Consider the following 20961-nt stretch of genomic DNA (forward strand, 5'->3'; position numbering starts at 1 on the left):
TCAGGCGGGATTCGGCTTGCCGAGATAGAAGTTCAGGGCCGTGATCATCTTGTCCACGGCGGTCGCCGCGGAGTTGGCGCCGACCAGCGCGGTCTGGATGGACTGGCACAGCTGCACCTGGACATCGGCGCCGGCGCCCATGAACCAGGCCGGCGGGTCGAGGGCCGGTGACTTCGCCGCGGCCGCGTAGTCGATCTGCGGCTCCAGATGCTGATACTTCCGCGACTCGACGACCGGCAGATATCCGGGAATGTGGCCTGCCTTGGCCCAGGTGAAGCTCGCCTTGAACAGCTCCGCGACCAGGCGGTGCGTGGTACGCCGCCGCTCGGGGTCGGGGTTGTCCTGGTGCGGCAGGACGAACATGTGGCTGTCGGCCCAGGACGCGGGCTTGTCGTAGATCTGAGGAAAGGGCGCGGCGCCCAGGTCCATCCCCTTGATCTGGCTGAACGCGGCCGAGTCCCACTCGCCGGTGAAGATGAACGGGGCCTTGCGGCTGGCGAAGGAGCCCACGGAGGTGGCGGGGTCCATGGTCCGGCACTGGGGTGCGGTCAACTGCTGCATGAAGGTGACGACCTTCACGGCCGCATCCCGGTCGATGACGGCCTTCTTGCCGGACAAGTCGAACTCGGCGCCCGTCTGCGGGAACAGCGACCAGAACATCCGCCAGTTCTGGGCGGTGTCGTTGACGTGCCCGTACACCGGACCGAGCCCGCCCTTGTTGACGGACCGCAGCCGCTTGGCCGCGTCCAGATAGCCCTCGGGTCCGTCGAAGGGCAGCAACTTCCCGTCGCTGTCCACCAGGTCGGCCTTGGCCATCACCTCCTTGTCGTAGAAGACGACGAAGGGGTGGGTGTCGAGCGGCAGCGCGTACTGATCACCCTGGTACGTGCCGCGCTTGTACGTCTTCGGGTTGAGCGTGCGCGGTGTGACGCCGAACTCCCGGAGGATGTCCATGTCCCACGGGTCGAGCAGCCCGCCGGGCGCGTAGCCCGCGAACCGCGACGCATGCATGATCGCCACGTCGGGCGCACGCCCGCCGGCCGACGCCATCGCCAGCTTGGTGTAGTACGAGGCGCCCCAGTCCAGGACCGTGGTGGTTGTCCTGAGCCCGGACACCCGGCGCTCGACCTGGCTCACCATGTCCTTCATGAGGCCGCCGTCGCCGCCGGTGAACGGATTCCAGTACTGGATGGCGTCGGTGCTCGCGGTGGCGATCGAGGTGCACGCGCTCAGGGCCGGGGCCGTCGCGGCCGCGGCCGCCCCGAACAGGGCACCGCGCAGCAGGTTTCTGCGGGAAACGGACATCACGCCGCTCCCTCGGTGTCCGACTCGATGGCGGCCGGGCGCAGTTGAGCGGCACGGACCCGCTCGACGTCGAGCTTGACGGAGCGGTCGAAACGGTAGACGCCGTTCTGCTCCTGGAACACGTCGGTGAGCTGGGTGTAGCAGTAGCCGAACATGTCCGGGTCGTCGAGGAGCACCCCGGTCAGACCGGCGAAGCGATGATGGAACTCCTCCTCGTCCCGGGGGCGCTGCCCGTATCCCCACGAGACGTCCTGGTCCTCGCCGCCCGCTGCCGCGGCCTCCTCCGGGTTCCACCAGATGCCGCCGAACTCGCTGCAGAAATACGGCTGTCCGCGGTACGGCACCGACCATTCGGTCTCACCCGGCTCGTCCTGCGGATTGATGAACGGCGCGTTCTTGTCGAGCCCCGCCATCAGTTCCCGGAAGGCCTCGGGGTCCTGCTCGTAGCAGTGCGAGTCGTAGACGTCCGTCTCGGCTACGCGGTGGGAGTAGCCGGAGGCGTCGAGCACCGGGCGCGAGGTGTCGGCGGACTTGGTGGCGAGGAACATCGCACGGGTCGCGTCGTCGAGCGTGGTGTGCCGGTCGTGGAGCTGCTGACGGGTCTCGTTGAGCGGGCACCAGCCGATGATCGAGGGGTGCGAGTAGTCCCGCTCGACGGCCTCCAGCCACTGGGCGGCGAAGCCGACGGTCTGCTGCTGGTTGTCGCCGCTCAGCGGGCCGCTGCTCGCGCCCCAGTCGCCGAACTCGCCCCACACCAGGTAGCCCAGGCGGTCCGCGTGGTGGAGGAAGCGCTCCTCGAAGACCTTCTGGTGCAGACGGGCCCCGTTGAACCCGGCGGCGAGCGACAGCTCGATGTCACGGACCAGCGCGGCGTCGTCGGGCGCTGTCATCAGCCCGTCCGGGTACCAGCCCTGGTCGAGGACGAGTCGCTGGAAGACCGGCTTGCCGTTGAGCAGGACACGCTTGCCCTCGATGGTGACCGAGCGCAGCCCCGCGGTGCAGCGGGCACTGTCGACCACGGTGCCGGAGCCGTTCACCACGTCGAGGTGGATCTCGTACAGGTGCGGGTCCTCGGGCGACCAGGTCCTGCGCCGCTCCTCCGGGAGGGGCAGCACGAGGCGCGGCGCGAGATCGAGGTGGGCCGCGACCGCAGCCTCGACCACGGTGCCCTGCTCGTCGGTGAGCCGGGCCCGGATGCGATGGCCCGCGCGGCTGCCGGACAGGGGAAGTTCGAGGTGGAAGCAGCCGGCGGCGAGGTCCGGCGTGATGCGGGGCCGCCCCAGATGAGTGTCGGCCACCGGCTCCAGCCACACCGACTGCCAGATTCCGGTCGTGCGCGTGTAATGGCAGCTGTAGTTGGCGTACTGGCCGGACTGCTTGCCACGGGCCTGCGGGCCCTGCCGGGGGTCTCTGGCACGCACGACGACGACCGCCTCGTCGCCCGCGCTCACCACACCGCCGAGGTCGGCGCTGAAGGAGGTGAACCCGCCGCTGTGGCGGGCCACTTCACGCCCGTTGACCCAAACGGTGGCGTCGTGGTCGACAGCCCCGAAGTGGAGGACGGGACGCCGGCCCCGCCAGTCCTCGGGTATCCGGACTGTGCGGCGGTACCAGACGGCCTGGTGGAAGTCGGTGTCCCCGATGCCTGACAACTCCGACTCCGGGCAGAAGGGGACAGTGATCCGCTCGGGCAACTCGGAGTGGACCAGGCCGCGCTCGAGTCCGCTGTCGCCCGGATCGAAGGCGAACTGCCAGGTGCCGTTGAGAGTGAGCCAGTCGTCCCGGACGAAGCCGGGGCGAGGGTACTCGGCGCGGGGGATGTCGGCGTTCTGGGGATCGGGATGGGGGCGCTCTTCAGACAGAGTTGACATCGTTGTCTCCTGGGACGGCCTCAGCGGTGGCGCTCATCACAGCACAGGACTTACATCGTTAAAAAGACCTGCGGGCCAGGTAGTTGAACGAACTCGCCGAGCGGCCCCGCCCGCATGGCCCGCTGCCGCACGCTCCACAGCCGTCGGAGCGGCGCCGCTGCAGCTCGGGAGAGAACAACTGCAGATAACAGCCCGCTGCTGGCGGTTGCCACTCCCGGAATCATTCGCACCTGAGGTTGCGTCTGCACGGTCGGGCCTGTCACGCTCGGAAATACGATTCGATGCCGTGAGCTGTGGTGATGTCGTTTGGTAAGGCGGCCCGCTGGTACTCCTTGATCAACCCTCCGAGGGCGGATCGTCGTCGGATCTTGTGGACCTGGAGGTCGGCGAGGGTGGCCGGGGCAGGCGATTCGGTGCTGTCCGGGGGCAGTTGCTGCCGGGATTGCTGGGGTCTGTGCCTGTTGTAGTGCTGGGTGTACTCGGTCAGCACCTTCACCGCATGGGCCTCGTTGTAGATCAGGGTCCGATCGAGGAGGTCGCGGCGCAGGGTGCCCACGGCTCTTTCGCAGATCGCGTTCGCCTTGGGTGCCCGGGGAGGGCTGAACAGGATCTTTACGTCGTCGGCCTCGAAGACGGCGTCGAAAGAGGCGGTGTACTTGCTGTCCCGGTCCCGCAGGAGGAAACGCAGCGAGTCCATGCGGCGGTCCAGTGCCATGGCGAGGTTCCTGGCCTGCTGAACGGTCCATTGACAGGTGGGGTGGGTGGTGATGCCGACGAGGTGTACTCGGCGTGTGCCGTGTTCGATGAAGATCAGGGCGTACAGGCGCTTGAGGGTGAAGGCGCAGTCCAGGTGCAGGAAGTCGGCGGCGAGGATGCTGTGGGCCTGGGTGGTGACGAGCTGGCGCCAGGTCGGGCCGGAGCGTTGCGGGGCGGGGGCGATGCCGGCGGCGTTCAGGATGTCCCAGAGCGTGGATGGCGCGATCGGGTAGCCGAGGCGGGCGAGTTCGCCCTGGATTCGGCGGTGGCCCCAGGTGCTGTTATCCCGGGCCAGGCGCAGGATGAGCTGATTGATGGTGCGTGTGGTGGACGGCCTACCCGGGGTGATGGTGCGAAGGGAACGTCCACTTCCGCGCAGTGAGTTGGCGGTGCCAGGCCAGCAGTGTGGTCGGCGTGACTGCGCATACTTGGTGCCGGCGTTCCCGTGGGATCAGTGGGGAAAGGACGGAGAGCCAGATCCGATCGGCAGGCACGTAGCGGACTCTGGCGATCTGGCGGCGCAGCACCCCGTTCTCGCGCCGTAACGCCGAGACTTCTGCGTCCTTGGCCGCGCGGCTGCCAGGACGGCAGCGGGCGCCTTGATCAGGTTTCGTGCCAACGCGGTGACGCTCGACGGTGGCATCGTCAGATCCTCCCAGGCGTTGTGCAGGTTGGCGCCCTGCGCGGAGAAACTGCAGACGGAACCAGAATCGTATTTCCGAGCGGGACACGCCGCCCATGACCGCAGGATTGTGCCACCACGCCCATATTCAGCGGATTCTTGCGAGGAACCCTGGGCGTTTACGCCCGGGAGGAATCGCATCCACGGGGTGTGACGCGGAGCGTCGCCGTGATGTGCCGCAGGCCATCACGGCCGCGCAGCGGCCCGGGGCGTTCCGGCGGAGCCGGGCCACGGCGGTGTGCGCGGGAAGGGCCGGAGCGGGTATCGCTCGTTCGGGTGAGGTGGGGCGAACGTGTGGTGGGTCTTCGTCCAGGTGTATAGGTTCGCTGATCGTGAAGCTGGTGGTGCGGGTGAAGCTGCTGCCGACGCCCGTACGGGCGGCGGCACTTGAGGCGACCCTGCACGCCTGCAACGAAGCCGCCACCTGGGCCGCGTCCGTCGCATTCGAGAAAGAGGCACGACGTCCGCTTGAGCTCCGCAAGCACACCTATGCCGAGATCCGGGTCAGGTGGGGGCTGGGCGCGCAGGCCGCCCAGCACGCCATCAAGAAGACCTGCGACGCCTACACCACCTTGAAGGCGAACCTCCGGGCGGGACGTTACGGGCGGCCCGGCACGAAGCGGCACGCCCGCGCCTCGGGCAAGCCGGTGGTCTTCCGGCCCCAGGCGGCGCAGCCGTACGACGACCGGATGCTGTCCTGGCAGCACCAGGCACGCACCGTGTCGATCTGGTCCACGGCTGGCCGGCTGAAGGGCGTGGCGTTCACCGGGCAGGCCGGGCAGCTGGAGGTCCTGGCTGCGCACCGCAAGGGTGAGTCCGACCTGGTGTGCCAGGGCGGGAAATGGTTCCTGATCGCGACCTGCGAGATCCCCGAGGGGGATCTGAACACGCATCCGGTCGGGTTCCTCGGCGTCGACCTGGGGATCGTGAACATCGCGGCCACCTCCGACGGCGAGCGCCACAGCGGCAGGCGGATCAACAGCAAGCGGGAACAGGATCGCAAGCTGCGGTCCAAGCTGCAGAAGAAGAACACCAAGTCAGCCAAGCGGCGGGCGAAGAAGTACGCGGGCAAGGAAGCCCGGCGGAACAAGGACATCAACCACAAGATCAGCAAACGGATCGTGGCGGAGGCTGAACGCACCGATCGCGGGATCGCCCTCGAGACACTCACGGGCATCCGCGAGCGGGCACGGCTGAGAAAGCCCCAACGCACCACGCTCCACTCCTGGCCCTTCGCCCAGCTCGGCTCGTTCATCGCCTACAAAGCCAAGAAGGCCGGAGTACCGGTCGTCTACGTCGATCCGGCCTACACCAGCCAGGAATGCTCGCAGTGTCATCACATCGCACGCGGAAACCGGCCTGCCCAGGCTGTTTTCTCGTGCCGGGTCTGCGGCTTCGTTGAGCACGCGGACCACAACGCGTCCCACAACATCGCCCACCGTGGGTGGTACGTGTGGGTCTGCGGGGCCCAGTCAATGGCCCCTGAACTCACCCTCATCGCGTGAGTCCTGGACGCAGCCGACCCCGTCACAGCCAGTGATGACTCGAGCAGCAAATCCGGTCGATCCCGACCGGGTAGTTGACGTGACGATGGCTCCACTTGCCCCATGATCAATGATGATTGCCAGTGGCAGATGGCCCTGCTGCTGTACCGCGGTAACTCCAGGCATTTGGCGCTCTGGTAGTCAGCACACCTGATTCCGGTGCTGGTTGGTGCTGATGTCCTCCCCCCTGAGACCGGAAGACCGCAGGTCCTAGCTCTGATCGGATGAGTAGTCGTACTTAATTACGCGATGTCTGGCCCTCGTGTGCACGGACACTGGGTCGTGACTCCGTCGAAAGGAGCCCCCGTGGAACCGAGTGGGCGACCACCAGGCACGGCGAAGTCAGCAGGCCGGCCAGATCCGAGCCGATGGCGGGCCTTGTGGGTCACGCTGGTGGCGGGCTTCATGATCCTGCTCGATGTGACGATCGTCGCGGTCGCGCTGCCCTCGATGCAAAGGGAACTGGGCGCCTCCCCGGCCGCAGTGCAATGGGTGGTGTCCGGGTATGCGCTGACGTTCGCGCTTGCGCTGGTGCCGGCCGGACGTCTTGGCGATGCGATCGGCCGACGCCGGATCTTCCTCGGAGCGCTCGCGGCCTTTGTCTTGTGCAGCGTCGCAGCGGGGGCGGCCCCGACGATCACCCTGCTCGTCATCGCCCGCATGGCGCAAGGAATCGCCGCCGGCTGCCTTGCTCCGCAGAATTCTGCGCTGATCCAACAGATGTTCACTGGAGCCGAGCGTGCTCGTGCCTTCGGGTTGTTCGGTGCCACTGTCGGCATCTCCAGTGCGGTCGGTCCGATCACCGGAGGCGTCATCCTCGCCTTGGCCACCGGACCCGAGGGCTGGCGCTGGATCTTCTTCGTCAACGTCCCCGTGGGTGCCGTGGCACTCGTACTCGGCTACCGGCTGCTGCCCCGCGTCGCCCCGGGCAGGAGGGGACACCTCGATCTGTCGGGCGTTGCCCTGATCGGTTGCGGTGTCCTGGCGGTCCTGCTGCCGTTGGTCCAAGCCGACTCCGGCGGCGTGCGCCGTCTGTGGTGGCTCTTCCCAGTAGGGGCACTGCTGCTGGTCGGCTTCGGGCGGTGGGAGCGCCGAGTCGCCGCCCAAGGCGGGGAACCGCTGCTGCATCCAAGGTTGATTACCGAAACCCGTGGCTATGCGACCGGTGCCAGCCTGGCGACGCTCTACTTCATGGGATTCAGCGGTGTGTGGATTGTGTTCGCGCTGTTCTTCCAGAACGGCCTGGGCTATTCGCCGCTGCAGTCCGGACTGGCCGTGACACCGTTCGCCGTGGGCTCCGCGGGAGCGGCCGTCGTGGCCGGACGGCTTGTGGAGCGGATGGGCAGGCTGCTGACCGTGCTCGGCCTGGTCGGCGTCATTGCTGGGCTCGCCGCAGCGGCGCTGCTGCTCAGGTTCGCCCCGCCTTCGGTCGCTGTCTGGGCCGCTGTCCCCGCCCTCCTCTTGGGCGGTATCGGCAGTGGTTTCGTCATCTCCCCGAATGTGACGATGACGCTGCGGGATGTTCCGGTGCGGATGGCGGGCGCCGCCGGCGGTGCGCTGCAGACCGGACAGCGCCTGGGTGGGGCAGTGGGGACGGCCGCGCTGCCCGGCACGTACTACCTGGTACTGACCTCAAGCGGGGACGACTACCGGCTGGCCGTGGCAGCGTCCGTCGGCATCGGCATCGCCGCCATCTTGGCGGCGTTGGGCATCGCGCTCATCGAGTGGCGTACCGACCGTGGCGCAACAGCGGCCCCGTGCCCGCCCGAAGTCGTCCACGGGCACTGTCATGCCGCCCAAAGCTGAGACTGGTCGGGCTCCGACCCGGACAGTGGTCCTCGGCTCAGGCTGGAGCAGACAGTGCCGATCGCGCGAGTTGGCTGGCATCGACCGCGGCGATCCACGCAGGGAGCATGGCGCCGCGCCGGCCCTGTCTGTCGTCATCGGCGGATCTTTCGACGTGCGGCTGCGTGACGACGGCGCGGAGAATGGAGGAAAGGTCCGGTGGCGGGAGGACCGCCATGCCCCGGGGCAGTGGTGGTGACCTCCTCACGGAGGTGGTGACGATGCCGACGTGGCGATTGCGGGATTTCCGCGACGACGATCTGGACCGTGCCATCCAGATCTGGGACCAGAATCAGCAGGCGGACGAGGCACCTGCCGTCTTCCCCGTATCGGAGGTCGTGACCGCGGCCAGGGCCGACGGGCCGACCGTCGTGGCGGTGGTCGGTGACGAACTGGTGGGCATCGCTGTGGCGCAGACTCACGGCGAACGGGGCTGGATCACATTGGTGGCCCTGGGCGTCGGGTGGCGTAACCGCGGGATCGGAAGCTCCTTGATCGCCGAGATCGAGCGGCGCCTGCGGTCACAGGGGGTCCGCCGGATCGGTGCGCTCCTCGTGCCGGGGGCGACCGGATCCGCTGCTTTGGAGCACTCCGGTTACCGGTCCCGCGGTGGGCTCGTCTTCTACGAGAAGGTCGAGCACCTCGGCGCGAGCGACGCTGGACTTCTCGCGGAACTCGGGGGAAGGATGGTGCCTGGGGGACTGTGGGACAGCCTCGCGGGAATGGAACGGGTGAAGGAGACCATCGAGCGGCGGATCGTGCTGCCGCTGGCCCAGCCCGCGCTCGCCGAGCAGTACGGAGTGGTGCCGCCGAAGGCGGTCATCCTCTTCGGGCCGCCGGGCACTGGCAAGACCAGTTTTGCCAAAGGGGTCGCCTCCCGGCTGGAGTGGCCCTTCGTGGAGCTCTTCCCCTCCCGGCTCGCATCATCGGGGGAGGGCGGACTGGCGACCTCGCTTCGCGAGGCGTTCACCGATTTGGCCGAGCTGGAGACGGTGATCCTCTTCATCGACGAGGTCGAGGAGATCGCCTCCGTCCGGTCCGGCACGGCTGGCGACCCCGGTCACGGAGTCACCAACGAACTCCTCAAGCTGATACCCGGCTTCCGCGACCACGATGATCGGCTCCTGATCTGTGCCACGAACTCCGTCCGCTCCCTCGACCCAGCGTTCCTACGGCCGGGCCGCTTCGACTACGTCATCCCCGTCGGCCCTCCGGATCCGGTGGCCCGGACGGCGGTCTGGCAGCGCTATCTCCGCCCTGCCGCGGCCGATGTCGACCTGCAACGCCTGGTGGAAGCCAGCGAGATGTTCACACCGGCCGACATCGAGTTCGCGGCACGCAAGGGCGCGCAGACCGCCTTCGAACGCGAAGTCGCCCACGGGAAAGGCACACCGCCCAGCACGGAGGACTACCTCCAGGCTATTGCGCAGACCCGCCCCACACTGACTGAGCAAGCGCTGAAGGACTTCGCCGAGGACACCGAGCAGTACGTGCGCATGTGACCTCGAGACGCCGGCCCCATGCATGATGAGGAACTCCTCGCGCACGGCACTGAGCACGGAGTCCGCCTGTTCATCACCCTCGGGCGGGGCCCGGGCGATGGTCACGGCGCCCACGATGGAACTCACCGCCTCCCATGCCTGCCGATACTGCTCATCAGCAGTGCCGTGCGGGGCCGGGGCCAAAACAGTGACCGGGTCCGCCATCTGGCGTCTGTACGCGTCCCGCACGGAGTCGCCCGCGCGCGCCACGTCGGCGCTGAGCGGCGGCGTGACGCATCCGTCGGCGGGGTTGGCTTGGTGCTGCTCGCTGAGTCAGAAGTCCTAACGGAATGAGGCTGGGACAATCTGGTTGTGGCTGAGGCGCTGGTTCACCACCATGAGCCCTGGCGGTTGAATGCAGTCAGAACAGCGGGTGCAGGGTGGAACTGATCAGTCTCTCGGATGGGGACAACGGCTTCCGGGTGCGTGTGCTGGGGCGTCGGTCACCGGGTGTGCTGCACCTTCATGACCAACTCGACGCAGAGGCCTTGATTACGAGCAGTTTCGTCAGCGGTCGATTGACCATGTCCCTGTTCCCGTCCGACCTGGACGACTGGTCCTGTGCTCTGGATCTCCTCGCTGCAGGGCAAGACATCTGCTGGAGGGACGACGACCATAGCCCTGAGATCAGGATCCAGCCTCACAACGAAGAGCATGGGACTCTCACAGTTTATGTAGAGGATCCGAGCAGTTCGTGCGTCTCCGTGTTCCTTCCCATGAACCTTGAAGAGGGTTGGATCGACGAGCAACGGAGGCTGCTTGGGCGGGTGCTGAAGCAGTGGCCGAGCGAGGTCCTGCGGTCCTCACCAGGCGTCTATGAGTGGCGGCGCTGAACTGCTGCCAGGCGTCGCCAGCAGATGAGTGCGCATCCCAGGGTGAGGAAGGCTTCGTGGATGTCGTCGTGGATCTCCCAGCGGATCCGCAGGCGACGGAACCAGTGCACGTGAGCGAACGCGCGCTCCACAACTCAGCGTTGGGCGCCGAGCCCGGAGCCGTGCTCGATGCCCCGTCGAGCGATCAGCGGCTTCACGCCGAGATCCCAGACCAGACGGCGATACTTGTCGACTTCGCTCGCGAACACCTCGTCCCTGGCCCTGACCATCGTCAAGCGCCCCGACGACAGCGCCGGCTTCACCGTCTTGCCTCGGCGGTGGTGCGTCGAGCGCACCCTGGCCTGGCTGATACGCCGCCGGGGCCTGGTCCGTGACTACGAACGGCTGCCCGTGACGAGCGAGGTGATGGTGATGTGGTCGATGACCGTGCTCGTGGGACGCCGTCTGGCCCGGCTCCGGCCGCCCTCACCCGGCTGAGGCCCTCGCCGCCGCGAACCGCCCGGACGCCGACTGCACCACCCAGCCCCGTTCCTCCAGGCGCTTCAACTTCGCCCTCAGTCCCTCGACCTTCGCGGGGACCAGCTCGAGTTCCAGCAGCTGGGCCAAGTCCTTGGCCCGCAGCCCGCCTTGAGGCGTCCGGGCGGCAAGCGCCGGCATGATCCGCTGGTAGTCCGGCGCGAGCACCTCCACGTCGAGGCCCTCCCGGCGATGCGGCACCACCTAGCCCTGCTTCGGCACCACCCGGGCGTATCCGGGTAGTCCACCGCCGCCCATCAGCTCGTGGGCGACGTGACGCCGGGCTCTGCCTCACCGTCGCCGGCGCAGGGTGCTTCCCGAAGCTGGCCGGCAGCCGCAGTTCGTGGGCGTAGCGCCGTGACGGTCGAGTGCCCGCCGGAGCGACGGTGGACGGATCGAGGATCTCCCTTGGGCCACTGTCCCGTAGGAACTGGACCACCTTTCGACCCAGGTCTTGATCGCGTGAGACTGGCTCGTCAGCCTGTTGTCAGGTTCTGCAGTCCTTGATGTCCGGTCGGGTGGCTCGTCCACGACGTGCCCGGGCTCGACGCACGTCGCAGTTCTGCATCGTCGTCGAGGAAGTCTTGTCCTCCTCTCCTGGTGGGGAGTGGTCAGGGTGATCACAGACTGTCGGCCGGCAGGTCCAGCTCGGCCTCTGCGATCTTGCGGGCAAAGCCGGTGAGAGGTGCCGTGCGCTGATCGGCGCTGGTGTTGATGTATGCGCTGGCCCCGTCGACCACGGCGAGAATGCGCACGGCGGCCGCCCATGGATCGTTGCAGCGGAACGCCTGGTCCTCGACTCCCTCGGCGATGATCTGCTCGATGCGATGACACCAGCGCAGTTCCTGGCTCACCACCTGCTCGTGGAGCGCGGGGCGGTAGCGCGACAGGTTTCGCGCGTTGAGCCAGAGCCGGCTGATGTTGTCGAACTCGACGCCCGAGATCAGGGTGAAGAACCGCTGGAGGGTGTGCAGGGCGTCGCCGCTGCGGCGCTCGGGGGAGGACTCCGGCAGGAGACTGTCCAGCTCCGCCATGGTGGCACTGGTGAACGCCTCGGCCACGAGGTTCTCGACCGCCGGGAAGTAGTGGTGGATGAGTCCGGGCTGCACTCCGAGGTCGTCGGCGAGCCGCTGCCGAGTGATGCACTCCAGGCCTTCCTGGAGTCCGACCTGCGCGGCCGCTGTGACGATCTCGTGGCGGCGTTCGGCCGCTGACTTGCGAACTTGCTTGCCGGAGCCTCTTGACGTCATGGCGGCAATGCTATTGGCTTTGCAGCCAAATAGGCAATTGGCTCTACAGCCAATAGCTGGGTGCTGCCAGGGGCGACCGCCGCCGAGCAGGCCCCGTCACCCCGAGCAAGGCCGACTCGACAGTCGGCGACTCGGGGTGGGCGACGCGACCAGGGGCACCCGCACTTGAACCATTGCCAGGAGACCAACGTGCACGACACCCGCACCGATGCCGGTGATCTGGCCGAGTACGGCTACCAGCAGGAACTGAAACGCACCCTGTCCGCGTGGGCCGTGTTCGCGATCGGATTCGCGACGATCTCACCCGTGGTCGGCATCTACGCCGTCGTACAGCTGGGATTCGCCTTCGCCGGACCCGCCTGGATCGGGGCGGTCGTCGTCGCCTTCCTGGGGCAGCTGCTCGTGGCTACGGTCTATGCCGAACTGTCCTCACAGTTCCCCATCACCGGAGGCGTCTACCAGTGGGTCCGGCGGCTGGGCGGGCCACGGCTGGGCTGGCTGGTGGGCTGGATCTATCTCGCCTCGGCCGTCGCTTCCCTGACCACTGTGGCCTACCTGGGTGCGACCTGGCTGCACATGCTCGTCAGCGATGAGGCGCTGTCACCAGTGACCCACGTCCTGCTGGGCGTGGTCTTCATCGCCGTGGCTCTCGGCATCAACCTGCTGGGAGTCAACCCGGTCAAGCACTTCCTCAACGCGGGCATCATCGCCGAGGGCGTCGCCTCCATCGCCGTCAGCGTGATCCTGCTCCTCTTCGCGCGCCACAACGGGTTCGGCATCCTGCTCGACACCCTGGGCGCTGAAGGCGCCTCCGGCGGGTCAGTCGCGGCCGGGTTCCTGACATGCCTGGCGGTGGCCGGCTGGGCCTTCCTGGGTTTCGACGCCACGACGCAGGTCGCCGAGGAGACCGAGCAGCCCCGTCGCAGCGTGCCGCGGGCCCTGCTGCGCTCCTACCTGTTCGTCTCCTTCACCGTCCTGCTCACCTCGCTCGCCGTGACACTCGCGCTGCCCCGCCCCGAAGACGCCGTCTCCGGGAAGATCGTCGACCCCGTCTTCGCCGCCGTCACCGCAGGCCTGGGGGCATGGAGCGAGAAGCCCTTCATCGTCGTTGTCCTGATTGCCTTCTTCGCCTGTGCCATCTCGATCCAGACCTACATCGGGCGGGCCGTCTACGCCTTCGCACGTGACCGGCAGCTGCCCTTCTCCGCCCGGCTCGCCACCGTCGGACCGCGCCAGATTCCCTGGGTCTCGCTCGTCGTGACAGCCGCCCTCGCCGGCCTTGGCCTCGTGCTCGGCCTGAACGGCAACGCGGCGGCCACGCTGATCGCCTTCGGGTCGGGTGGCTTCTACTTCATCTTCCTGGCGGTCGCCGCCGTCGCACTCTTCGCGCGCCTGCGCGGTCGTTGGAATCCGACGGCGGGCGACCTGTGCCTGGGCCGGACCGGCCTGCTGATCAACGTGCTTGCCGTGGCGTGGCTGCTCTTCGAGGCAGTCAACATCGCCTGGCCCCGCGCCGAACTGGCCCCGGCCGGAGGCAGCTGGATACAGGTCTGGGCCGTGGTCCTGGTCTTCTCCGCGCTGTTCGCCGTGGGCCTGGCCTACGTCGTGATCGCCAAGCCGCACACCCAGCTTCCGCTCCACCAGATCACCGAACAGACCACCGAAGAAGTTGAGGCGTCCTGATGTCCACACAACTGTCTCCCGCCATCGCCTTCGACCCCGCCGTGGGACTCCACACCCGCGAGATCACCCATCGGCCTGCCGGGCCGGGCGAGGTCGAGATCGACGTGCGCGCTGCGGGGGTGTGCCACTCCGACCTCCACATCCTTACCGGCGACTGGCCCAGCGACCGCCCCCTCGTGCTCGGCCACGAGGCTGCCGGCGTGGTGACGGCAGCGGGGGAGGGAGTCACCGCACTGAAGACAGGCGACCACGTCGTACTGTCCTGGTTTGCTCCCTGCCGCCGTTGCCGCAAGTGCCTGGCCGGAATGGCCTGGCTGTGTACGGGCACCCAGGCTGTGGCCAACACACTGCCCGACGGAACGACGCCGTTCACGGATGCCGACGGCGAGGAGGTCTGGCCCTACCTGGGGCTGGGCGCGTTCACCAACCGGCTCGTCGTTCCGGAATCGGCTGCGGTCAAGGTTCCGGACGAGCTGCCGTTCGGCATCGGAGCCCTTCTGGGCTGCTCCATCTCCACCGGCATCGGCGCGGTCCTGAACACCGCTGGTGTCCGGCCCGGCGAATCCGCCGTCGTCATCGGCGCCGGAGGGGTGGGGCTGTCCGTGGTGATGGGCCTGCGGCTGGTCGGAGCCGACCCCATCATCGCGGTCGACCTCTCGCCCGAACGCCTCGCCGCCGCCGAACGCTTCGGAGCCACCCACACTCTCAACGGCGCCACGACCGACGTGGCCGCCTGGTGCCACGAGGAACTCGGCGGGGCCGACTACGCCTTCGAGGCCATCGGCAACCCCAAGGTCATCGAAACCCTCCCGGCCATGCTCACCTCCGGCGGGGCGGCCGTCCTGGTCGGCATGGCCGCCGTCGGGGCGACAGGCGCGTTCAACCTCTTCGACCTCGCCGACCAGGGCAAGCGCATTCTCGGATGCAACTACGGCTCCAGCGTCGGTGCGATCGACATCCCCAAACTGGCCCGTCTCTACCTGGCAGGCCGCCTGCCCCTGGACGAGCTGATCGGCTCCGTCCGTCCCCTTCGGGAGGCAGCCTCCGCGTTCGAGGACCTCGCGTCGAACGTCGGGGTCCGCACGATTTTGGAGCCGTAGAACTCCTCAACGCCGGTCCCGTGGTGCACATGTACGTGGGAACGGCCTCCGGCCCACCACACCCCCAACATTTCCTGGAGACTTGATGTACGCCGTCACCGACCCGTCCACCGGCACGACCGAAGAGACCTATCCGACTGCCACCGATGCCGAGGTCACGGCAGCCGTCGAGGCCGCCCACACGGCCGCCGCCTGGGGACGCGACAGCTCAGTGGCCGAACGTGCCACGCTCCTGCGCCGACTCGGCGACCTGCACAGCCGACACCGTGCAGAACTGGCGGGCAGCATCGTGCGGGAGATGGGCAAGCCGCTCGCGGAGGCCGAGGGCGAGATCGACTTCTGCGTCGACATCTACCACTACTACGCGGACCATGCCGAGGCATTCCTCGCCGATGAGGAACTCGACGTGACCTCGGGCCCCGGCCGTGCCGTCATCCGGCGCAGCCCGGTGGGCGTCCTGCTCGGCATCATGCCGTGGAACTTCCCCGCCTATCAGGTCGCGAGGTTCGCTGCCCCGAACCTCGCCCTGGGCAACACGATCGTCCTCAAGCACGCCCCGCAGTGCCCGGCCACCGCGGCGCTGCTCGAGCGGCTGTGCACCGAGGCCGGCTTCCCCGCCGGCGCGTACGTCAACGTCTACGCCACCAATGAACAGATCGCCCAGGTGATCGCCGACCCACGCGTCCAGGGCGTGTCCCTCACCGGCTCCGAGCGGGCAGGCGCCGCGGTGGCCGAGATCGCCGGACGGCACCTGAAGAAGGTCGTCCTCGAACTCGGCGGCTCCGACCCGTTCATCGTGCTGGCCACGGACGACCTCGATTCCGTCGTAGAGGCCGCAGTCTCCGCCCGGCTCGACAACACGGGCCAAGCCTGCAACGCCGCCAAGCGATTCGTCGTCGTGTCCGACCTCTACGACGCGTTCGTCGAGAAGTTCACCGCCCGGCTCCTCGCCCGTCAGACTGGCGCACCGTTGTCGTCGGTCGCCGCCGCCGACGCCCTCGGCCGCCAGGTGGACGCCGCCCTCGCCGAAGGCGCAACGCTGCACACCGAAGGGGAACGTTACGGCGCCTACTTCCCCGCCGGAGTCCTCACCGGACTCACCACGGAGCACTCCATGGCACGTGAGGAGCTCTTCGGCCCGATCGCGATGGTCTTCCCGGCGATCGACGAGGACGACGCGCTACGCATCGCCAACGACACCCCCTATGGCCTCGGCTCCTATCTCTTCACCACGGATCCGGCACAGGCCGCACGCGTCGCCGACCGCATCGAAGCCGGCATGGTCTTCATCAACGGCGTCGGCGCCGAGGGAGCCGAGCTGCCGTTCGGCGGCATCAAACGCTCCGGATTCGGACGAGAACTGGGCCGGCCGGGCATCGAAGAGTTCGTGAACAAGAAGCTCATCCGCACGATCGCATGAGTCCCGACGGGCGGCTGTCGGAGGGCAGTTGGAATTCCCGCCGACGGCCGCCTGACCGGGGACTTGCTTGGCCACGCCGATTTTCACCGGCTCCGGCTGCTGGGATGGCGAAGGCGGCCCGGGCGCCGTCGCGTTCGTCGTCGATGAACCGCTTGCGGCCGTCGACCGAAAACGCTGTGCCCAAGCTGGAGACAGGTTGCTCCCACCGCGAGAGCGCTTGATCATCGGCGACAGCTGACGTGGATCGCGGCGACCCAGGAACCGGCCGCGCTCATCGACGCCGGGGCTGCCGAGACTCGTCGGGCCGCACCTGCGCGGTGGCCGTCGCCTCCAACGCCAGCCGGTCCAACGCAGGGGCCCAATGCCACGTCAGAGCCCAATCGTCCGGGGGGCCGCACGGTTGGCTTGTGTGAGAGGCCGTGCGACGACGATGCCGCGCCGGAGTGTTCCGGCGGGGCAGGCGCGCGCTGCAGGGTGCCGTGTCAGGCGTGGGCATCGTTGTACTCGCGAGGCTCGCCCCGGTCCTCGCATAGCCCGTATCCGCCGGCGCCGGGGCGTTCCCGCGTTCTGGGGCATGACGTTTGGGGCCGTGCGCCTGCGAGCGCGGAACGGGCCCCTCTCGCGATCGCTATCAGAAGTGTCCGTCGCTGGAGGGCCGAGACACCGGGCCGTGAGCAAAACGGGACAAACACGTATGGATACCCAGGGTGTGTTGCAGGGGCGTCGGGATCCCATGCGTGCCCGCTGCTCAGGGCGGGGTGCTGCGTTGGGCTGATCATGAGCGACCGACGTGAACACGACGAATACGCCAGCGGCGTCCGTGCAGAACTCAACGGAAGCTACTGGCTCGACGCCCCCGAGCGCGACGGGCACAATCCAGGCGACTGCCGATGGTGCAAAGCCCTGGCGAAGGCCGAAGCCGAGGCGAGGCGGCGTAGGAATTCCCAGACCGGTACCGACTGAACCCCGCCCCCATTTCCGGCGGGCGCGCCCGAGTTCGCCACCTCGACACGCCCGCCGGTCCTCACCCGCAGGAGCGGCGGGTTTCGACGGGGTAGTGCACGCAGCCGCAGCTGAGAGGCCGTATGCGTTCGCAGTTGGCTGCTTCGCGGCGGGGCGGCGTCGTTCGCCAGATCGGTGGACAGGACCGAAGGCCGGCGCCGTCAGGATGACGAAGAGCCGGCGTCGATCGCCGACCGCCGGGGGCGTTCTTACTGCCCACGAGGCCGGCGAGGACGAGGTGGAAGGTGTTCCCGCGCGGAGTCGGGAGCACGGGACGCAGACGGCCGCGAGTCTGTTACGGCAGCGGACGGAAAGCCGCTCGCCCAGCTCGTGGCGGTTGGCCTCATCCTTATCAGGTCGATCACTGCGGGTTCCTGACGCTGTAAGTCGGCGAGCGCGCGGCGCCGGAGTGGTCGCTAGCGTCTGCCTCGATCTGACTCGGCTCTTGAGGGCTGGTTGTGTCCGGGTTCTAGGCCGAGGCTTCCTCCAGCAGCTTCTGGAAGGCCGGCGTGGCCAGCAACTCGGCGTTGGCCGGGTTGTCCAGCGCCGCCCGGAATTCGGGGGTGTCCAGCACCGCTTGGAACGCGTCGTCCACGCGCTGGTCCTTCCAGATCTGCTGAACGGTCAGATCGGGATACGAGCTGACGAAGACCCCCGCGGGCTCCTGATGGGCGACGAACCAGTCCTTCGCCCCTGGATCGCTGACGCCAGGGAACCCTTCGCTGTGCGAGAAGATCACGTCGAAGTTCGCGCCGACCACCGTTTTGCCGAAGTCGTCGATATATGTGTCCCAGGAGCCGTCGAAGACACTGGCGAACATGAACTGAGTGTCGTTGTCGAAGATCACGTGCCGTGCGTCATGCAGTGTGCCGATCTGGCGCAGCGCCGCACGGTTCTCCACGCTGGCGATCCTGGCGAGATCCTCACGCAGGGCATCCGCATGGCCCGGCTTGATCTTGGTGAAGACGGTGAACTCGCTGCAGACCCCATCTTTCCTGCCCGGGCGCTCGGGATGTGCTGATTGGGCTGCACCTGTCGTCGCAGTCATCGTGAGATCCTCCTGCCACGGATCGGTCCGAGGGTCGCCAAGCGCTCGGACATAAGGCGCCATCGCCCTCACCTCCAATCCTCACTCCAGACGCACCGCCTTGCACCCCTGGCCATGGGCCGTGTGATCATCCGCCGGCGCGGATTCTCGATTACCTGTGGATAGAGAGCCTCTATGGCTGGCAGGCAGGGCACGCGGTCGGCGGAGTCTTAGTACTCCAGTGAGATTTCGTGTCCTGAGCTGCTGTTTGTCGTTGGTCGGGTATGGACGTGATACCTGAAGTCGATTGCTGGAAGGCCGAGTTGGAGTCGGTTTTGGCTCGGGTGGCGGGCCGGTTCGGGCGGGCGGATCTGCGGTGGCGGATGCGTGACTACGTGCGGGGACTCATGGCGCCGGTCGGGCGGAAGAACGGCTGGCAGCTGGCCGAGTGGGCCGGCCACCGTGATCCGGCGGGCCTGCAGCACCTGCTGAACGGTGCCCGCTGGGACGCCGATGCCGTTCGCGACGACGTGCGGGACTATGTCGCCGAGCGGCTCGGCCCGGGCGGGGTGCTGATCATCGATGACACCGGGTTCGTCAAGAAGGGCACCACCTCGGCCGGGGTGGGCCGGCAGTACACCGGAACCTCGGGCAAGATCGACAACTGTCAGACCGGCGTGTTCGCCGCCTACGCCACCAGCTCGGGCCGGGCCCTGGTGGACCGGGAGCTCTACCTACCGAAAGCCTGGACCTCCGACCGCGAGCGGTGCCGGGCAGCAAAAATCCCTGATGAACGCGGCTTTGCCACCAAGGGCGAGCTGGCCCGGGAGATCGTGCGCCGCTGCCTGGCCGCGGGCCTCCCGGCCGCCTGGGTGACCGCGGACGAGGCTTATGGGCAGGACTGGAACTTCCGCCGCCTGCTCGAGCAGCTCGGCCTCGGTTACGTGGTTGCGGTGCCCAAGTCCCAGCAGATCAAGTCCCTAGCCGGCTGCTGGCGCATCGACCAGCTCATCGACGAAGCCCCCGCCGATGCCTGGCAGCGGCTGTCCTGCGGTGACGGGGCGAAGGGCCCGCGCGTCTATGACTGGGCCGCGGCGAAACTGCCCGCCAACATCATTTTCGACCCAGATCCGCCGACCCATAATCGCTGGGTGCTGGCCCGCCGCAGCCTGTCCGACCCCACCGAGATTGCCTACTACCTTGCCCACGCACCCGTCGGCATCGAGATCGACGAACTCGCCCGGATCGCCGGTAGCCGGTGGGCAGTCGAGGAATGCTTCCAGGCCGCGAAGAACGAGTGCGGCCTGGACGAGTACGAGGTCCGCCGCTATCCGGGCTGGTATCGGCACATCACCCTGGCCATGCTCGCGCATGCCTTCCTGACCGCCCTGGCTGCCCAAGAGGCCCACCGGGAAACCGCAGAAACGAACCGACCAGCCTCGTCTCCCTCACCGTGGCAGAAATCCGACGGCTCCTGGACACTCTGCTGCCCCACCCCAGACCCGAACTCAACCAGCGTCAGCATGCCCTGAGATGGTCCCACTAGCGCAGACACCACCAAGCCATCGCCCAACGATGCCACTACCGGAAAAGAGCCAGCTCAGGACACCAAATCTGACTGGAGTATTAGAGATCATCTCAATTGGCGATGCCGGTAACCTGATGATGTGTTGCTGACTGAGCGTCTGGTCCCTGATGGACTGTGGGAGTTGTTCCAGCGGGTGGTGCCGGAGGCGCCGACTCGGGCGCAGGGTGGTGGTCGGCGCCGTTATGGGGACCGTGAGGTGTTGGCGGCGATTGTCTTTGTGGCCACGACCGGTTGTACGTGGTCGCAGGTCCCGCCGGTGTTCGGGCCGTCGGGGGCCACTGCTCACCGCCGGTTCATGGAGTGGAGCCGACAACGGGTCTGGGCGAAACTGCATCGTCTGGTTCTGGACGAGCTGGGGGCTCGAGGCGAGCTGGACTGGTCACGATGCGCAATCGACTAGGTGAACATGCGAGCCCTCAAAAAGGGGACCTGACGGGTCCGAATCCTGTAGATCGGGGCAAGTACGGCTCGAAGATCCACTTGATCACCGAGCGGACCGGACTGCCGCTTTCCGTCGGCATCTCCGGCGCCAACCTTCATGACAGCCAGGCCCTCGAACCGCTCGTGCGCGGCATCCCACCGATCAGATCCCGGCGCGGTCCACGCCTTCGGCGCCCAGCCAAGCTTCACGCCGACAAGGCTTACGACAACCGTCACCTGCGGCAATGGCTCCGCTTACGCCATATAACACCGCGCATCGCCCGCAAGGGAGTTGAGACGTCCCAGAAGCTGGGGCGCCACCGGTGGACCATCGAACGCACCATGGCCTGGCTCGCCGGCTGCCGACGTCTCCACCGTCGCTACGAGCGGCAGGCAATCCACTTCCTGGCCTTCACCAGCATCGCCTGCACCCTCATCTGCTACCGCAGACTCACCAATTGAGATGATCTCTTAAATGACCCAGTCAAGCGTCGCTGCCCAGGTTCCGGGGCGTTGGCATCCGGAGGGCACGGGTTGCCGCTGGCCACCACTTTGGGAGCGAGGTGGAGCGAGGCGGG

17 protein-coding genes and 1 pseudogene are annotated in these 20961 nt (G+C 67.6%); 10 read left to right on the forward strand and 8 right to left on the reverse strand.

Annotated features, from left to right (window positions below):
- The 3 genes from OG574_RS45665 to OG574_RS45675 form a co-directional block, all read right to left on the reverse strand.
- The gene (locus OG574_RS45665) at nucleotides 1-1305 is read right to left on the reverse strand and encodes an extracellular solute-binding protein (protein ID WP_326778088.1); all 1305 of its coding nucleotides are present in this window, start codon (nucleotides 1303-1305) and stop codon (nucleotides 1-3) included.
- A complete protein-coding gene (locus OG574_RS45670) occupies nucleotides 1305-3176 on the reverse strand; it encodes a glycoside hydrolase family 2 protein (RefSeq protein WP_326778089.1) in 1872 nt (623 codons plus the stop codon). Before OG574_RS45670 ends, OG574_RS45665 begins: the two co-directional genes overlap by 1 nt.
- A gap of 259 nt (nucleotides 3177-3435) precedes the next feature.
- On the reverse strand, nucleotides 3436-3891 hold the full coding sequence (locus OG574_RS45675; RefSeq protein ID WP_326778090.1) for an integrase core domain-containing protein: 456 nt from the start codon (nucleotides 3889-3891) through the stop codon (nucleotides 3436-3438).
- 1055 nt (nucleotides 3892-4946) lie between these two features.
- On the opposite strand from OG574_RS45675, the gene OG574_RS45680 reads away from it, so the two are divergent.
- The 4 genes from OG574_RS45680 (at nucleotide 4947) to OG574_RS52915 (ending at nucleotide 10377) form a co-directional block, all read left to right on the forward strand.
- Entirely contained in the window at nucleotides 4947-6119 is a 1173-nt protein-coding gene (locus OG574_RS45680; protein ID WP_326778091.1) for an RNA-guided endonuclease InsQ/TnpB family protein, read from the forward strand.
- 288 nt (nucleotides 6120-6407) lie between these two features.
- Nucleotides 6408-7964, forward strand: coding sequence for an MFS transporter (locus OG574_RS45685; protein ID WP_442816902.1), 1557 nt, complete (start codon nucleotides 6408-6410; stop codon nucleotides 7962-7964).
- A gap of 215 nt (nucleotides 7965-8179) precedes the next feature.
- On the forward strand, nucleotides 8180-9505 hold the full coding sequence (locus OG574_RS45690) for an ATP-binding protein (protein WP_326778093.1): 1326 nt from the start codon (nucleotides 8180-8182) through the stop codon (nucleotides 9503-9505).
- A 419-nt stretch (nucleotides 9506-9924) separates the two neighbouring features.
- A complete protein-coding gene (locus OG574_RS52915; RefSeq protein ID WP_442816903.1) occupies nucleotides 9925-10377 on the forward strand; it encodes a DUF5959 family protein in 453 nt (150 codons plus the stop codon).
- Here the strand turns inward: OG574_RS52915 and OG574_RS45695 are convergent.
- A pseudogene (locus OG574_RS45695) lies at nucleotides 10359-10577 on the reverse strand (IS5/IS1182 family transposase); the annotation flags it as partial. The gene OG574_RS52915 and the pseudogene OG574_RS45695 overlap by 19 nt on opposite strands.
- Before the next feature lie 25 nt (nucleotides 10578-10602).
- Here OG574_RS45695 and OG574_RS52920 point away from each other — a divergent pair.
- On the forward strand, nucleotides 10603-10854 hold the full coding sequence (locus OG574_RS52920) for a transposase (RefSeq protein ID WP_442816904.1): 252 nt from the start codon (nucleotides 10603-10605) through the stop codon (nucleotides 10852-10854).
- Here the strand turns inward: OG574_RS52920 and OG574_RS45705 are convergent.
- Nucleotides 10843-11097, reverse strand: a complete 255-nt coding sequence (locus OG574_RS45705; protein WP_326778094.1) for a hypothetical protein — start codon at nucleotides 11095-11097, stop codon at nucleotides 10843-10845. The two genes, OG574_RS52920 and OG574_RS45705, sit on opposite strands and share 12 nt — an antisense overlap.
- Before the next feature lie 416 nt (nucleotides 11098-11513).
- Nucleotides 11514-12143, reverse strand: a complete 630-nt coding sequence (locus OG574_RS45710) for a TetR/AcrR family transcriptional regulator (RefSeq protein WP_326778095.1) — start codon at nucleotides 12141-12143, stop codon at nucleotides 11514-11516.
- A gap of 189 nt (nucleotides 12144-12332) precedes the next feature.
- Here OG574_RS45710 and OG574_RS45715 point away from each other — a divergent pair, with 189 nt between their 5' ends.
- From OG574_RS45715 to OG574_RS45725, 3 genes are all read left to right on the forward strand, one after another.
- Complete coding sequence (locus tag OG574_RS45715; RefSeq protein ID WP_326778096.1) at nucleotides 12333-13826, forward strand: APC family permease; 1494 nt, start codon at nucleotides 12333-12335, stop codon at nucleotides 13824-13826.
- Complete coding sequence (locus tag OG574_RS45720) at nucleotides 13826-14926, forward strand: alcohol dehydrogenase catalytic domain-containing protein (protein WP_326778097.1); 1101 nt, start codon at nucleotides 13826-13828, stop codon at nucleotides 14924-14926. The genes OG574_RS45715 and OG574_RS45720 overlap by 1 nt, the downstream gene beginning before the upstream one ends.
- A gap of 85 nt (nucleotides 14927-15011) precedes the next feature.
- Entirely contained in the window at nucleotides 15012-16346 is a 1335-nt protein-coding gene (locus OG574_RS45725) for an NAD-dependent succinate-semialdehyde dehydrogenase (RefSeq protein WP_326778098.1), read from the forward strand.
- Nucleotides 16347-16715: 369 nt separating this feature from the next.
- Here OG574_RS45725 and OG574_RS52925 read toward each other — a convergent pair whose 3' ends face one another.
- Together OG574_RS52925 and OG574_RS45730 are read right to left on the reverse strand one after the other, a co-directional pair.
- Nucleotides 16716-17675, reverse strand: a complete 960-nt coding sequence (locus tag OG574_RS52925; RefSeq protein WP_398379206.1) for a replication initiator — start codon at nucleotides 17673-17675, stop codon at nucleotides 16716-16718.
- A 142-nt stretch (nucleotides 17676-17817) separates the two neighbouring features.
- Entirely contained in the window at nucleotides 17818-18396 is a 579-nt protein-coding gene (locus OG574_RS45730; protein ID WP_326778099.1) for a hypothetical protein, read from the reverse strand.
- Between the two features lie 263 nt (nucleotides 18397-18659).
- Here OG574_RS45730 and OG574_RS45735 point away from each other — a divergent pair, with 263 nt between their 5' ends.
- Together OG574_RS45735 and OG574_RS45740 are read left to right on the forward strand one after the other, a co-directional pair.
- A complete protein-coding gene (locus OG574_RS45735) occupies nucleotides 18660-19907 on the forward strand; it encodes an IS701 family transposase (protein ID WP_442816905.1) in 1248 nt (415 codons plus the stop codon).
- A 141-nt stretch (nucleotides 19908-20048) separates the two neighbouring features.
- Nucleotides 20049-20845 (forward strand): IS5 family transposase gene (locus OG574_RS45740; protein WP_442816954.1). Its coding sequence is split into 2 segments (ribosomal slippage): nucleotides 20049-20361 and nucleotides 20361-20845, totalling 798 coding nucleotides; the frame shifts between segments, so codons are not numbered across the junction.
- Nucleotides 20846-20961: the final 116 nt, after the last annotated feature.

Origin of the sequence: Streptomyces sp. NBC_01445, assembly GCF_035918235.1 — a bacterium.
Classification (GTDB): domain Bacteria; phylum Actinomycetota; class Actinomycetes; order Streptomycetales; family Streptomycetaceae; genus Streptomyces.

Coding starts and splice junctions, on each gene's coding strand:
- OG574_RS45685 (WP_442816902.1), top strand. CDS start 6,408: ATGTCTGGCCCTCGTGTGCACGGACACTGGGTCGTGACTCCGTCGAAA.
- OG574_RS45725 (WP_326778098.1), top strand. CDS start 15,012: ATGTACGCCGTCACCGACCCGTCCACCGGCACGACCGAAGAGACCTAT.
- OG574_RS45675 (WP_326778090.1), bottom strand. CDS start 3,891: ATGGCACTGGACCGCCGCATGGACTCGCTGCGTTTCCTCCTGCGGGAC.
- OG574_RS45670 (WP_326778089.1), bottom strand. CDS start 3,176: ATGTCAACTCTGTCTGAAGAGCGCCCCCATCCCGATCCCCAGAACGCC.
- OG574_RS45735 (WP_442816905.1), top strand. CDS start 18,660: ATGGACGTGATACCTGAAGTCGATTGCTGGAAGGCCGAGTTGGAGTCG.
- OG574_RS45690 (WP_326778093.1), top strand. CDS start 8,180: ATGCCCCGGGGCAGTGGTGGTGACCTCCTCACGGAGGTGGTGACGATG.
- OG574_RS45730 (WP_326778099.1), bottom strand. CDS start 18,396: ATGACTGCGACGACAGGTGCAGCCCAATCAGCACATCCCGAGCGCCCG.
- OG574_RS45710 (WP_326778095.1), bottom strand. CDS start 12,143: ATGACGTCAAGAGGCTCCGGCAAGCAAGTTCGCAAGTCAGCGGCCGAA.
- OG574_RS45665 (WP_326778088.1), bottom strand. CDS start 1,305: ATGTCCGTTTCCCGCAGAAACCTGCTGCGCGGTGCCCTGTTCGGGGCG.
- OG574_RS45720 (WP_326778097.1), top strand. CDS start 13,826: ATGTCCACACAACTGTCTCCCGCCATCGCCTTCGACCCCGCCGTGGGA.